Genomic DNA, 14,936 nt, shown 5'->3' on the forward strand with positions numbered 1-14,936 from the left:
TCTTTACAGGAGGTCATACAAGTGGGAAATACAACTGGATTTATGGATTACCAAAAAGTCCCTGTAAGTTACCGCAATCCAGGAGAAAGAATGAAAGATTGGGATGAAATTGCAACCCTTCCATCTGAAGAAATTTTAACCCAACAAGCTGCAAGGTGTATGGATTGTGCGGTTCCCTTTTGTCAAAATGGGAGCGAGCTAGCAGGAATGACTACTGGTTGTCCACTTTATAACTTAATACCGGAGTGGAATGATCTTGTTTATAGAGGAAAATGGAAAGAAGCCTACGTGCGATTAAACAGAACGAATCCTTTTCCAGAGTTTACCGGACGTGCATGTCCTGCCCCTTGTGAAGGGGGATGTGTCGCTTCACTTGCTAACGATTCTGTATCAATAAAAAATATAGAACGAGCGATAATCGATAAAGCATTTGAGGAAGGATGGGTGCAATCAAATCAACCAAAACAAAGAACAGGAAAAAGGATTGCTGTGGTAGGATCCGGTCCTGCAGGGTTAGCAAGTGCATCCGTCTTAAACCAGCAGGGTCATCAAGTAACCGTATATGAACGTGCAGATCGTATCGGTGGATTGTTAACTTATGGAATCCCGAAAACAAAAATAAGCCAAATTGTTGTGGATCGTAGGGTCCAATTACTGGAAGAGGAAGGCGTTCAATTTGTGACAAATACGGAAATCGGAAAGGACGTCTCCATGAACCAACTACGTACGGAAAATGATGCCGTGATTCTTTGTCTAGGATCGACCCGTCCCCGAGACATGAATATTCCTGGGAGAAATTATAAAGGAATCCACTTTGCGATGGATTACTTATCTCAAAACACGAAAAGCTTACTTGATTCCAATTTTGCGGATGACAATTACATTAATGCAGAGGGAAAAGATGTCATCGTCATAGGTGGAGGAGACACAGCTACAGACTGTATTACTACGGCAATGAGGCAAAATTGCAGAAGTCTTGTTCAATTTGATATTTATCCGACTCGTCCAAATTCACGTGCAGCGGATAATCCATGGCCACAATTTCCAATCATCCACAAAGTAGATAATGGGCAAGAAGAAGCGATGCACATATTCGGCAAGGACCCAAGAGCCTTTGCCACCACCGCACAAACCTTTGTTGGAGATGAAAATGGGCATCTAACAGGCGTAAAAAGTTCGAATATTGAAACAAATTTTGACGAAAAAGGCAAGAAAATTAGAAAGGTAATCCAAGGAACTGAAAAATTCTGGCCAGCTCAATTAGTATTATTAGCTATTGGCTTTGAAGGACCTGAAACAACAGCTTTTGATCAAACAAATATAACGTTAACGAATCGAGCTACCATTCAAGTAAAAGAAGATATGTATCAAACAGATGAAGATGATGTGTTTGCTGCAGGGGATGCGCAGAAAGGAGCAAGTTTAATCGTCTGGGCAATCCAAGAAGGAAAAGAAGCTGCAAACGCGTGCCATGAGTATGTCATGAGAAATGGATTATAACGGTTGGAGGAATCAAAATGTTAAAGACAGATTATATACAACAGCTATTTGCAGATCGAATAGGTGGGACTGAGTTCGGTTTAAAAGAGGAAGTTTATAAATTCGAAAAAATTAAGAGAGCAAAAAAAGAAGCAATACAATCAAATCCAGAAATGGATTTAATCGATCTTGGTGTAGGCGAGCCAGATGCAATGGCTGATCAAACGGTCGTTAGAAAATTAGCTGAAGAAACAAGTAAGCCAGAAAATCGTTTCTACGCTGACAATGGAATAGAAGAATTTAAGCAAGCTGCAGCTGCTTATATGAGAAATGTCTTTGGTGTAGATAATCTTCAGCCGGAAACAGAAATCAATCATTGCTTAGGTTTAAAATCAGCCTTGTCCATGCTCCCAACAGCATTTATTAACCCTGGTGATATTACGATTATGCCAACACCAAATTATCCAATTATAGGTACTCATACAGAATATTTAGGTGGAGAGGTGTTCCATTTACCATTACTTTCGGATAACGCTTTTCTTCCAAAATTAGATTCATTGCCTGATAGTGTATTAAAAAAGGCAAAATTACTGTATTTAAATTATCCGAATAACCCAACTGGTGCAGTGGCAACAAAAGAATTCTTTGAAGAAGTTGTTCAGTTTGCAGAAAACCATGAACTGATTGTTATTCATGATGCTGCATATGCTTCACTTGTGTTTGATAGTGAGAAGCCGCTAAGCTTCTTATCTATCCCAGGAGCAAAAGAAGTGGGGATAGAGCTGCATTCCTTATCAAAATCTTTCAATATGACTGGTTGGAGAATTGGTTTTGTCGCAGGAAACGCTAAACTAATTTCCGCATTTAAGGCAGTAAAGGATAATTATGATTCCGGTCAATTTATTCCAATCCAGAAAGCAGCAGCTTATGCTTTATCACATCCGGAAATAACAGAACAAACAGCAGCCAAATATTCACGACGTCATTCAGCATTAGTAAGCGTATTGAATGCATGCGGGTTTCATGCCGAAAAACCAAAAGGATCATTCTTTTTATATACAAGGATTCCAAAAGCAGTTACAAATGGACCAGAGTTTCAGTCGGCAGAGGAATTCAGCCAATATTTAATCAAGGAATTACTAATATCCACTGTTCCTTGGGATGATGCAGGTGCCTACATCCGCTTTTCAGTCACATTTCAAGCGGATGGAATGAAGGAAGAACAGCGTGTCTTGGATGAAATTAAATCTAGATTAAGCACGGTGCGTTTCATCTTTTAAGGAGGGATGAAGAAATGCTGTTTACTAAAATGCATGGCTTAGGAAATAATTATATCCTCTTTGATCTATTAGATAATCCGGTTAATGTACTACAAGAACAGGACTATCCCGAACTATCCAGAAAAATTTCCGATATTAACTTTGGAATTGGTTCTGATGGAATTATCCTTATTTGCTCATCAGAACAAGCTGATTTTAAAATGAGAATATTTAATGAAGATGGTTCGGAAGCAAAGAATTGCGGAAATGGCCTGCGCTGTGTTGCAAAGTTTCTCTATGATCATCAGTATGCTCAGGCAACCCATTTTACGATTGAAACGTTGGGGGGAGTCGTGAATGTTGAAGTGGAAGTTAATAATAATCAAACGGTAGAATATGTCACCGTGGATATGGGAGAACCGAAACTATTAAAAGGAATGATCCCAATGAAAGGAGATCCATTTTCTGCGGCCATTAATGAAACGTATACCTTTGGTGAAGAGGCGTACAATCTGAGCTGCATATCCATGGGGAATCCTCATGCAATTATGTTTGTTGATAATGTCCATGAAATACCACTCGAAGAAATTGGACCAACAATTGAATATTCTAAGTTATTTCCGGAACGTGTGAATCTAAGTATCGTTCACGTTAAAAACCGAAAGGAGTTGGATTACCGGGTATGGGAAAGGGGTTCAGGAATTACAATGGCCTGTGGAACAGGTTCCTGTGCTTCTGTAGTAGCAGCTACATTAAATGATTTGCTTGATAAAAATCAACCTATACTTGTTCATCTTCCAGGAGGGGATCTAACCATAAGATGGGATGAATTTGGTCATGTATGGATGCGAGGAAAAGCTTCTTATGTGTGCCATGGAGAATTAGATAATGTTTTTAACTTAAATAATAACAACCAAAAATTAGGGGGAATGATGTAATGAACAGAGAAGATATTTTAAAAAAGGTTAAGGAAAATAACGTCCAATATATTCGCTTACAATTTACCGATTTATTCGGAACGGTAAAAAATGTGGAAATACCTATTAGTCAATTACAGAAAGCCCTCGACAATCAAATGATGTTTGATGGCTCTTCTATTGAAGGTTTTGTTCGCATAGAGGAATCGGATATGTATTTATATCCTGATTTAGATACCTTTGTCATTTTTCCATGGTCATCAGAAAAAGGAAAAATTGCTCGCTTTATATGTGATGTCTATAATGCCGATGGAACACCATTTAAAGGGGATCCCCGTAACAATTTGAAGCGGGTACTACAAGAAATGGAAGAACTAGGATTTACAAATTTCAATGTTGGCCCGGAACCTGAATTCTTTTTATTTAAACTAGATGAAAAAGGGGAACCGACACTTGAATTAAATGATTATGGTGGTTATTTTGACCTTGCTCCAACAGATTTAGGAGAAAACTGTAGGCGTGATATTGTATTAGAACTGCAAGAATTAGGATTTGAAATAGAAGCCTCTCACCATGAAGTTGCACCTGGGCAACACGAGATAGACTTTAAATATCAAGATGCATTAAGAGCTTGTGATGACATCCAAACTTTTAAACTTGTTGTGAAGACAATTGCTCGCAAACACGGATTACACGCTACCTTTATGCCAAAACCATTGTTTGGTGTAAATGGGTCTGGCATGCATTGTAACCTAAGTTTATTTAGAGGTAGTAAAAATGCTTTTTATGATCCTAATGGGCAGTTGGAAATCAGTGACACGGCACGGAACTTCTTGGCGGGAATCTTAAAACATGCAGAAAGTTTTACAGCTATTACAAATCCAACGGTTAATTCTTATAAAAGATTAGTTCCGGGATATGAGGCACCATGTTATATTGCGTGGTCAGCAAGAAACCGGAGCCCACTTATTCGTATCCCAGCTTCACGTAAATTAAGTACTCGTGTAGAGGTACGAAGTGTTGACCCATCTGCAAATCCATATTTAGCATTGGCTGTTTTATTAGCAGCAGGATTAGATGGAATTAAAAACAATGAAATAGCACCAGAACCAATTGACCAGAATATTTATGCAATGTCACCTACACAACGTAGAGAGTTCGGTATTGATGATTTGCCTGCTACTTTAGCTGAAGCGCTTGGTTATTTAAAAGCGAATGAAGTAATAAAGAATGCTTTAGGTAGCCATTTATTCGAACATTTTATAGAAGCAAAAGAAATTGAATGGGATATGTTCCGTACACAAGTGCACCCATGGGAACGTGAACAGTATATGAGACAATATTGATTATTTTAAGGAAACGACTTGCTGTAGGGAAGATTACTAGATGATATAAAAGTTGGGAGGCTTGTACTCCCACACTTTTAAATAAAAGATTAATTAGGGAGGAAATGGAATGGATGACTTGTATTTAATTAATAGCATGTGGATTATAATAGGTGCAATTCTAGTTATTTTCATGCAAGGCGGTTTTATATTACTGGAAGCAGGTTCAATAAGAATGAAAAATGCTGGCCATGTTTCTGGAAAGACCATCTTTTCATTTGGTATTTCTTCTCTAGTATTTTGGGCCGTTGGTTATGGATTTATTTTTGGAGATAATGGAAACTTCTTCGCAGGCATGTCTAATTTCTTCTTTTCTGGGACTGAAGTGGAGGGAAGCTCTTATTCAGCATCCGCTTTCTTTATATTTCAACTTGCATTTGCTGGAATCTCTTTAGCTATTGCATTTGGTGGATTTGCGGAACGAGCAAAGCTTTCTGTTTACCTAGTGTTTGCCGTACTATTCTCTGCGCTTGTATACCCAGTTGTTGCTCACTGGATATGGGGTGGTGGCTGGTTAGCGGAACATGGAAAACAGGATTTCGCTGGATCTACAGTTGTTCACTTGACTGGTGCAATGGCCGCATTGTCTGCTACCATTCTGCTTAAACCAAGAATTGGAAAATATAATGCAAATGGAACTGCAAATAATTTAAGTGGACATAATCAAGTGTACTCCGCTTTAGGTGTTTTAATATTATTTATTGGTTGGTTTGGATTTAATGCTGGAAGTACGTTAGGTGTAGAGGATGGGTTCTTTGCGTTTGTTGCTTTAAATACGGCTTTAGCGGCAGCTGCTGGGGCAATTAGTGCTTTGCTTATCTCATGGGTTGTATTAGGTAAATCTGATATTCCGACTATGTTAAATGGAACATTAGCTGGACTAGTAGCTATTACAGCGTCCTGTGCATTTGTAGAAGTATGGGCATCCGTTGTTATTGGTTTTATTGCTGGAATCATGGTTTTTTATAGTGCAAGATTTTTTGAAAAACGTAAAATAGATGATCCTATTTTTGCCCTTTCAGTACATGGGCTTGCAGGTGTATGGGGAACCTTGTCAACAGGATTATTTGCTACACCAGAGTTAGCAACAGTCGGTCAAGCTGGACTATTTTATGGTGGGGGATTTACACAGCTAACCGTTCAAGCGATGGGTGTATTCATATCTGCGGCCTATGCATTTGGAATGTCATTTATCATACTACTAATCATGAAAAAAGTGTTAAATGGACTAAGGGTGACCGAAGAAGAAGAGTTGATAGGATTAGATATGAGTGAACATGGTAGCTACGGATATCCGGAGGCATTTACAAATAATAATAAAATTAAAGGATTAGAAACTGTCGTACCATACAAAACGGAAACCTCTCAGCTAGTTAATGATTAAGGAGAGTGGACAATATGTTGATACATCATTCGTCCTATTAATCTATTAATCTTAAAAAAGTTGGCATGACCAAAACACTGTAACTTACCAGTTTAATAATGGTAAGTTACAGTGTTTTTCATGAATAATTTGAACCCTCATTGGAAATATTACCAACTTAGGATTTCAATATTTGTCTATACATAAGACATTAAGAATCCACCTACTGCACCTGTGAGTACAATAATCCATGGTGGAAGTTTCCAATAAACCAACATACTGAATAGAATTGCTGCTAGTGCAAAATCAATTGGTGCATGAATAGAACTAGTCCAAATTGGATGGTAAAGTGCAGATATTAGGATACCTACTACGGAAGCATTTACGCCTATCAAAGCCCCCTTAATTTTCGGATTACTACGTAAGGCATCCCAAAATGGCAAAGTACCTAATATGAGTAGGAATGCAGGTAAAAAGATTGCGAACGTTGCAAACAAACCACCTTGCCAGCCGTTAATGACGGTACCAATATATGCAGCGAACGTAAATAGAGGTCCGGGAACAGCTTGAGCTGCACCGTATCCGGCAAGAAATTCCTGTTCAGTTAACCACCCTACAGGAACAAATTCCTGCTCTAATAGTGGCAACACCACATGACCGCCACCAAATACAAGAGAACCGGCGCGATAAAAACTGTCAAACAAAGCAATCCATTCTATTGAAGTAAGGTTACGAAGTATAGGAAGAATTAATAATAAGCCAAAGAATAAGGTTAGACAAATATATCCGAATCGACGTGAAATAGGGAAATGTGTAACCGATTGTTCTTTCTGCATGGTTTGCTGCCTGAAAAGAAGAAAACCGACAACACCCGCCAATAAGATGACGCCAATCTGTGAGTATGCTGTCTGCCATAATAATGTGACAACCAGTGCAAATAAAGCAATTGTTTTTCTTTGAAGATCAGGAGCTAAATTCTTCGCCATACCTAAAACTGCATGAGCAACTACGGCAACAGCAACGATTTTTAACCCATTGATCCATCCTGCATCTTCTATTCCAAATGTATGAAGAAAGGAGGCGAAAATAATCAGTGCGATTACGGATGGGAGTGTAAAACCAAGAAAGGAAATAATCCCCCCTAATATTCCCCCACGCATAACACCAATACCAATTCCAACTTGACTACTCGAAGGTCCGGGCAAGAATTGACAAAGTGCAACTAAATCTGCATAGCTTTTTTCATCCATCCACTTGCGTCTTCGGACATACTCTTCATGAAAGTAACCTAGATGTGCGATAGGTCCACCAAATGAAGTTAGTCCAAGTCTGGTGGAAATGATTAAGATTTCTAACCATGTTTTCATTTTATTTTCTTTCTTTTTATTCATGTATGCACCACCTTACTAATCTTTAATCTCTTTAAACAACTCATAGGCTTTATCCCTTGCTTGATCGAGAATAACTTCCCCTTTGCTTGTTGCAGTATAATATTTTCTGATTTTCCCTTCGACATTTCGATTTTCTTTTAGCAAAAGGCCATCTGATTCCATACTGTGAAGAATTGGATATAATGTCCCTGCGCTGATTTCATATCCATGTTCCTCAAGCTCTTCATGCATCCAAGCGCCATAAATCGGATGTTCCTTTGCATGGTGGAGAATATGTATTTGTATAAATCCTAGGAAGAGCTTCCTTAGTATTTTGTCTTCCAGTTTAGTCCACCCTTTCTGTTAATGAAGTTAATATCGAAAGGCGATATTGTTAATCGATATTAACTAAATTAGCATATTCTATTTTGCTATTCAATACCCTTTGGGAAACTAAAATAAATTTTACATTGAGTTAACATTTTTCCTGCTGGGATGGTAACTTTTCTTTGGTAAATAAAAAGGGATTGACAACATACTTATAGGGCATCTTTCGTAGTCGATGAGAAATATTTAATGACCGGTGATATTCTCTTCGTTAACTCGATTGGAAGGCCAAATCTTGCAGGACTTGCACAAAGTTGGTCAGTGATTTAAAAGAGACACTTTATAATTTGATATCAACTATCAGAAGAACTAATTAATCGTTGTGCTATTAGATAAAAGCTAATCAATATCATCCATTCATCTAAAAATTGGTTTAATAATAAAGACATAATCAAACAGAGGAGAGATAAATATGACAACAACAAAATTCAGGTTAGAACCCTTAACTTGTCCATCTTGCATTAAAAAGATTGAATCAAAACTAGGAAAAATGGATGGCGTGGAAGAAGCAAAAGTATTATTTAACTCAAGTAAAGTAAAAGCTACGTATAATGAAAAAAATGTTTCCAAAGAAAAATTACAGGAAACAATTGAAAAGTTAGGTTATCCAGTTTTAAAATAATGAACAAAACGAGCAATTCTCGGATAGAGGGCTGCTCGTTTTGTTTATACATTCATCGAACACGAATGTGCTTGTTTCATATTTTTTGATGGAAGTTATTTTTACGCTCGTATTATTTACTAAAAATATGTAAGCAGAAACAATTGGGCACTCAAATGTTTTCATGAAAACTTGATGACGGTCAATTAATTAAGTCGGAAAGGATTCTATAATAAAAGTATAAAGAAAAGCAGTTGAAGAGGAGGAGGTAACAATGATGAAGGCAGTGTTACAAATTGAACCACCCGTATGTGCTGGCTGCGTTAAAAAGATTGAAGATCATCTATCAAAAATGAATGGGTGTCAAATCTGTCAACGTTTCCCCCCCAACTAGGAAAGGTTCGAATGGAATTTGACCGAATTAAGGTGAAGGAATACCAGTTAGAAAAGTCAATGTCAACGCTCGTTTTCCCCGTCTTATCGATGAAAATTAACAGAGAAAAGAGAGGATAAAAATGATTCGATATATTAATAAACATAAAAACCATATTACCGCAATATCAGCCATATTATTAGTTCTTGCAATCATTACACATATCACAGGTTATCACGGTTTACGGCATGGAATCCTACTTGCCGCAACGATTTTCGCAGGTATTCCAATTTTCATCAAAGCTTTCCAAGCACTTCGCATGAAGGCTTTCAGTATTGAGTTACTTGTTACTATCGCTGTGATTGGCGCCATCTTTATTGGAGAATATGTGGAATCAGCAGTTGTTACGTACTTGTTTCTATTCGGTGACTATTTAGAAGCACGTACATTGGAAAGAACAAGATCTTCTTTAAAAGACCTTGTCGATATGGCCCCACAGGAAGCTACGGTAGTTCGAGATGGGGATCAAATGACCCTTCTTGTTGAAAATGTAGTCGAAGGGGATCATGTAATCATCCGTTCTGGTGGAAAGATTCCTGTTGATGGGAAAATTATTACAGGTCAAGCTTCTTTAAATGAAGCAGCAGTTACTGGTGAATCTGTCCCAGCAACAAAGAAATTGGATGACAACGTATTTAGTGGAACAATTGTCGATAATGGATACATTGAAGTCATTGCCGAAAAGATTGGGGATGATACGACCTTCGCGAAAATTATTGAACTTGTCGAAGAAGCACAGGAATCTAAATCAAAAACAGAGAAGTTCCTTGATAAATTTGCCAATATCTACACACCGGCTGTCGTCGTATTGTCTGTCCTTGTTTATGTCTTTACAAGAGATTTACACACAGCCATTACGTTCTTAGTTGTCGCATGTCCTGGTGCGCTCGTTATCGGTGCTCCCGTATCGAATGTCGCTGGTATTGGAAATGGTGCGAAAAACGGGGTGCTCGTCAAGGGTGGAGAAGTGATGGATAAATTTGCAAAAGTCGATACACTCGTTTTTGATAAAACAGGTACATTAACAAAAGGAAAACCAGAATTAACAGACATCCATACATTTGATAAACAAGATGAAAATGAATTATTACGATTGGTTGCCCAAGCAGAGACCATCTCTGAACACCATTTAGGCCAAACAATCGTGAAAGAAGCAAAAGCAAGAAAATTGAATTCAGGAGAAAAACCTGAAGATGGAGAAGTCATTAAAGGGAAAGGACTTCGAGCCAATATAGAAGGGAAAATGCTCACAATTGGTAATCGGAAGTTAATGCATGCTGACAACATTGACTTGCCTTCTGAGTTCGCAGCATATGCCATCGAACGTGAGACATCTGGAAATACAGCAATCTTTGCAGCAGTAGATGGGAAAGTCCGTGGAATCTTTTCAATTGCCGATCAAATCCGTGATGATGCACCAGCAGCATTAGCGGAAATGAGAAAAAATGGTATCAAAAAAATCATTATGCTTACAGGTGATAATAAACACACCGCAGAATTAGTTGCAAACCAATTAGACTTAGATGAGTTCTATACAGAATTATTGCCGGAGGATAAAGTAGCGTATGTGAAGAAATTGAAAGAAAAAGGTCATGTTGTAGCCATGGCTGGTGATGGAATCAATGATGCCCCTGCCATAGCAACTGCAGATATCGGGCTTGCGATGGGTGAAGGTGGAACAGACATTTCAATGGAAACAGCCGATGTCGTCTTAATGGCAGATAAGCTAAAACAATTCTCTCATGCCTACTCTTTATCAAAAGCAACCATTCGGAATATGAAGCAAAATACATTCTTTGCAGTCGGTATCGTCTTTGTCCTATTAGCAGGTGTCTTGGGAGGAACTGTCCACTTAGCATCAGGTATGTTCATCCATGAAGCAAGTGTATTGCTCGTAATTTTAAATGCAATGCGACTCATTCGCTTCAATCATAAAAATACGAAAGAAGATACAACCATGCAAGTAGCACATGCATAAGTAAGAGAGAATTTGATTTATAGAGGGAGGTGATAAGCACAATCTAGTAGATTTCAGAGTTTACGATGAACCAAAAAATAGTTACTGAAGGAATGGAAAATGGAATAACAAACGGATACAGAATCGTTTGAATCAGAAGTCATCATCAAATCAATTATATATGGGCAAATAAAATTTAATCCAATCTTTTATACTATACACAATTTAATGCATTCAATTTATTTTCATACTTCTTTTCGATAGTTATAAGGTATTTTTTATGGACTGGAGAGAATGTTATCACAGGGTATTTTTAATTTCCTATCCGTTAATACTAGTTATAAAGGAGTGGAAAGATAATGCTTAAATTGCAAACTGATATTGAAGGGACAAAGGCATACTTTGGTGACGTACATAGATTATTTAAGTCTAACGGGTTTACCTTCTGTAGTAATTTTGAATATGATCATGGGAAATTTGATATGGTTTTGTGCCGGGAAGGGGGAGAAACAATTTATATCAGAATTCCCTTTGATGTTTTGCAAGGGGAACTGGATCACCCCAGTGCATACATACAATTTGGCCAACCATATGTCATAAAACATATTGTGAATACAGGACTAGATTGGGATGAAAATTCGCTATTGACGACAACAGGTTTTAATCAGTTCCAGGAGCCTGTTGATAAGGATGGAAAGATATTGGATAAAAGTAGGTGGGAGGAAGCTGGTGAGCAACAGATTCATCGTATGTTTCTTTCACTAAATGACTCGCGAATTTCCTAACATCGGTACATGAACATTTTAATGAAACAAAAATCGATCTTTCTTCTATAGATAAGGTCGATTTTTATTATGATTAAATCAAATTGCTATGTTCTCGCCCAATCCCAGCACATCACATTAGAGGTATTCGAAATCGTATGAATAGTAAAATTTACATTCATTAAGGGTTTATGCTTAAATAAATATAATACAGGAGTATATATAGGCCTGGTAGCGTCAAAATAGACAAAAGAGTCGTCCACATCGAACCCATCGCCGCATAATCCGTGTCCCCACCAAATTTTTGTGCATATAAGGCAATAGTTGGAGCTGCGGGCATACCGGAAACAAGTATTGCTGTTGCCAATAATGGAAATGGCAAAGAATAAAAGATAAGTGGAAATAACAATAAGGGAATAATTAGCAGTCGTAAACCTGTAACGATCCACAAGGTTTTATTTCTTAAAAGGAATAGCGATTTTTTCAAGTTCATATTTGCAACAAATGTCCCTATTACAAGCATGGATAGCGGAATGGTCATGTTCCCAATACTTTTAAGCATATCAGATACCATACTAGGCCAATGAATAGGGAGAACAAAGATTAGAAGTCCGATGAAGGTTGAAAGAATGCCTGGATTGAGGAAAATCGTTTTCCATGGAACATCATCTTTCTTACCCACAAAGAGATAGATACCATATGTCCAGATCAAAATAAGATAAGGCAAATTAAAAAGGGTGACATATAACGCTCCGAGATCAGGGAAAAGACTGGAGATTAATGCAAAACCAATAAAACCTTGATTCCCGAATATGATGAGACCTTCAAATACACCTTGTTGGTTTTCAGGCAATTTCAAAATCCTTCTCATTAGAAAAGCAATCACACAAGAAATGATCAAAATGAAAACAGATATGGGTATAAGCCAGAAAAGATGGCTTGCAATCTTCATAGTATAAGGCTGGTCCATGGAATAAAGAATCAAAAAAGGCAAGGTTAGCGACAGAATAAGTTGCGTTAAAACCTCAATCGAATGTTCATTAAGGATACCTTTTTTTCTTGCTAAAAATCCTACAAAACCAATTGCATATAATACGACTATTTGCTGCAAAAACACTGCTAAACTCACCATCATTCCCCCCCTTGCCAATAGAATATGAGATGGATTATCTACTGGTGTCTGATACATAAGGCATATAGAGGTTTAATGTGAAAAAACCCCGTATCAATATAAGATACAGGGTTTTAAATCTTAAGGATTACTTGTGTTGACAAACATGGAAAAGCGATAATATGTTTGTCTTAGATAAAAAACGTTTAAAAAATGATGTATGTTTAGATCAAAAGAATCGTCAAGTAGTCCATCTACATTAGTTATGGGCTATGTGACGATTCATTGTACTTTTTCCACTGTGCAATAATAAAGCAATAATCATCTATTATTAATCCCTCGTTGCAAATAAATCATTTCTTCGGCAAGTTTTTGAATTCTCTCGGAAACACTTTGATCTATAATTTCATCACTTTCCAAGTTAAAGGAGTCATTTTGGATATAGACATTCCCGGTAGGAATCAGTCCTTTGAAATAAGAAAGGACAGGCTTTAATTGATATTCTGGTACAAGAAAATGATTGCTGGACCATCCTGTTGCTATAATACCAGTGACTTTATATTTAAAGGCATTTTCAGGGAGAAGGTCCAGCAGGTTTTTTAATGCACCAGAAATGGATGCCTGGTAAATTGGCGTACCAAACACGAGAAAATCAGCAGATAATATTTTATTTACAACAGTCCAAGTGTCATCATTATAATCTATTAATGGGCCACCAACAGAAAATTCAATGTCATACTCCCTTAGGTCAATTAATTCCTTTTGTATCGTCGAGTCAAGAAGTTGGGCCTCGACCAAAACATTATTTACAGCTAGAGATGTTTTGTCACCAGCAAGTGCCCCTGATATTCCGACAAGTTTCATCATACACCCTCACTTTATAATTCGTATTTTGATTAAATATGGTATTCTTTACATCTTATTTAACAAATGTGTGTTTGAAACGTTTTACTGAGCTTTTCCTTTTTTAGTGAAGCTTATCTTATGCTGATTTTCCATGCAACTAAATTGCTTATCCCCGAGCGAGATTAATCCACTTGCCATATGATATGATGTTGTTAGTAAAAAAATAGATGGTAGGGGTTAGAGTGGTTTTTCTTATTTGTTTGATTATTGGATTGTTTACCGCTTTGATTGGTTCAACAATGGGTTTGGGCGGTGGAATTATCCTTATTCCAAGTTTGTTATTGATGGGATCTATTTCGGATAGTTTTTCCTGGGTGACACCACAGTCAATTGTTGGTGTTTCGTTGATAACAATGATTATTACAGCTTTAGCGTCCACGCTTTCATATGCTAAAATTAAACGAATAGACTATAAGACGGGTATTCTGTTACTTAGCGGAAGTATTCCTGGTGGTATGGTTGGATCTTGGCTAAACCAATTTATTAATTCACAGTCCTTTTTATTATATTTTGGAATGTTAATGATTGTCATTTCCCTTTTGTTCTTAATCAAACGAACAACGTCCAGTAAAAAACGCTACGATGGAGACATGCGTGGTGTACGGACGATTGAATTATATGGAGAGACATATCAATACCGGATAACCATTCCGGTTGCATTCCTTTTATCATTCGTTGTTGGTACGTTATCCGGCCTGTTTGGAATAGGTGGGGGATCGATTATTGTTCCTGCTTTGATTTTATTATTTGGAGTACCGACACATATTGCTACAGCTACCTCCATGTTTATGATTCTATTTGTAAGTATATTTGGAGCATCAACCCATATTGCATTGGGGCATATTCCGTGGGAGTACGTCATTTTCTTTATACCAGGATCCTGGATTGGTGGTAAACTTGGAGCAAAGGTGAATCAATTGCTGCCTGGAAAAGCGCTTGAATGGATATTGCGGATTCTGCTTGTTTTTATTGGATTGCGTATGATATATCAAGGTTTATAGTTA

General features: G+C 37.5%; 13 protein-coding genes and 1 pseudogene. 10 read left to right on the forward strand and 4 right to left on the reverse strand.

Annotated elements, in window-relative coordinates; translation table 11 throughout:
- Positions 1-21 precede the first annotated feature (21 nt).
- From BV906_RS06875 to BV906_RS06895, 5 genes are all read left to right on the forward strand, one after another.
- Positions 22-1,500 carry a glutamate synthase subunit beta gene (locus tag BV906_RS06875; RefSeq protein WP_087972686.1) on the forward strand — a complete coding sequence of 493 codons (1,479 nt, stop codon included), beginning with the start codon at positions 22-24 and terminating at the stop codon, positions 1,498-1,500.
- Between the two features lie 17 nt (positions 1,501-1,517).
- Positions 1,518-2,759, forward strand: a complete 1,242-nt coding sequence (locus tag BV906_RS06880; protein ID WP_087972687.1) for an LL-diaminopimelate aminotransferase — start codon at positions 1,518-1,520, stop codon at positions 2,757-2,759.
- A gap of 14 nt (positions 2,760-2,773) precedes the next feature.
- The gene (gene dapF, locus BV906_RS06885) at positions 2,774-3,676 is read left to right on the forward strand and encodes a diaminopimelate epimerase (protein ID WP_087972688.1); all 903 of its coding nucleotides are present in this window, start codon (positions 2,774-2,776) and stop codon (positions 3,674-3,676) included.
- On the forward strand, positions 3,676-5,001 hold the full coding sequence (gene glnA / locus BV906_RS06890) for a type I glutamate--ammonia ligase (protein ID WP_087972689.1): 1,326 nt from the start codon (positions 3,676-3,678) through the stop codon (positions 4,999-5,001). The genes dapF and glnA overlap by 1 nt, the downstream gene beginning before the upstream one ends.
- A 109-nt stretch (positions 5,002-5,110) precedes the next feature.
- Positions 5,111-6,424 (forward strand): ammonium transporter, encoded by a 1,314-nt coding sequence (locus BV906_RS06895; protein WP_087972690.1) that lies wholly within the window; start codon positions 5,111-5,113, stop codon positions 6,422-6,424.
- A gap of 176 nt (positions 6,425-6,600) precedes the next feature.
- Here the strand turns inward: BV906_RS06895 and BV906_RS06900 are convergent, their stop codons facing one another.
- Together BV906_RS06900 and BV906_RS06905 are read right to left on the reverse strand one after the other, a co-directional pair.
- Complete coding sequence (locus BV906_RS06900; protein WP_087972691.1) at positions 6,601-7,794, reverse strand: chromate transporter; 1,194 nt, start codon at positions 7,792-7,794, stop codon at positions 6,601-6,603.
- Positions 7,795-7,809: 15 nt separating this feature from the next.
- Positions 7,810-8,118, reverse strand: a complete 309-nt coding sequence (locus BV906_RS06905) for a PadR family transcriptional regulator (protein ID WP_087972692.1) — start codon at positions 8,116-8,118, stop codon at positions 7,810-7,812.
- A gap of 204 nt (positions 8,119-8,322) precedes the next feature.
- Between BV906_RS06905 and BV906_RS20235 the strand changes: the two are divergent.
- From BV906_RS20235 to BV906_RS06920, 4 genes and pseudogenes are all read left to right on the forward strand, one after another.
- Positions 8,323-8,447 (forward strand): annotated as a pseudogene (locus tag BV906_RS20235) (MBL fold metallo-hydrolase); the annotation flags it as partial.
- 125 nt (positions 8,448-8,572) lie between these two features.
- Positions 8,573-8,782: a heavy-metal-associated domain-containing protein gene (locus BV906_RS06910; protein ID WP_087972693.1), complete on the forward strand. Its 210-nt coding sequence runs from the start codon at positions 8,573-8,575 to the stop codon at positions 8,780-8,782.
- A 494-nt stretch (positions 8,783-9,276) separates the two neighbouring features.
- Positions 9,277-11,172: a heavy metal translocating P-type ATPase gene (locus BV906_RS06915; protein ID WP_087972694.1), complete on the forward strand. Its 1,896-nt coding sequence runs from the start codon at positions 9,277-9,279 to the stop codon at positions 11,170-11,172.
- 338 nt (positions 11,173-11,510) lie between these two features.
- A complete protein-coding gene (locus BV906_RS06920) occupies positions 11,511-11,936 on the forward strand; it encodes a YugN family protein (protein WP_087972695.1) in 426 nt (141 codons plus the stop codon).
- A 160-nt stretch (positions 11,937-12,096) separates the two neighbouring features.
- Here the strand turns inward: BV906_RS06920 and BV906_RS06925 are convergent, their stop codons facing one another.
- Positions 12,097-13,047, reverse strand: a complete 951-nt coding sequence (locus BV906_RS06925) for an AEC family transporter (RefSeq protein WP_087972696.1) — start codon at positions 13,045-13,047, stop codon at positions 12,097-12,099.
- Between the two features lie 300 nt (positions 13,048-13,347).
- Positions 13,348-13,890 carry an NADPH-dependent FMN reductase gene (locus BV906_RS06930; protein ID WP_087972697.1) on the reverse strand — a complete coding sequence of 181 codons (543 nt, stop codon included), beginning with the start codon at positions 13,888-13,890 and terminating at the stop codon, positions 13,348-13,350.
- 242 nt (positions 13,891-14,132) lie between these two features.
- Between BV906_RS06930 and BV906_RS06935 the strand changes: the two genes are divergently transcribed.
- Positions 14,133-14,933, forward strand: a complete 801-nt coding sequence (locus BV906_RS06935) for a sulfite exporter TauE/SafE family protein (RefSeq protein WP_342744363.1) — start codon at positions 14,133-14,135, stop codon at positions 14,931-14,933.
- The last annotated feature ends 3 nt before the right edge of the window (positions 14,934-14,936 follow it).

The sequence above is a fragment of the Oceanobacillus rekensis genome (assembly GCF_002153375.1).
GTDB lineage: Bacteria > Bacillota > Bacilli > Bacillales > Amphibacillaceae > Oceanobacillus > Oceanobacillus rekensis.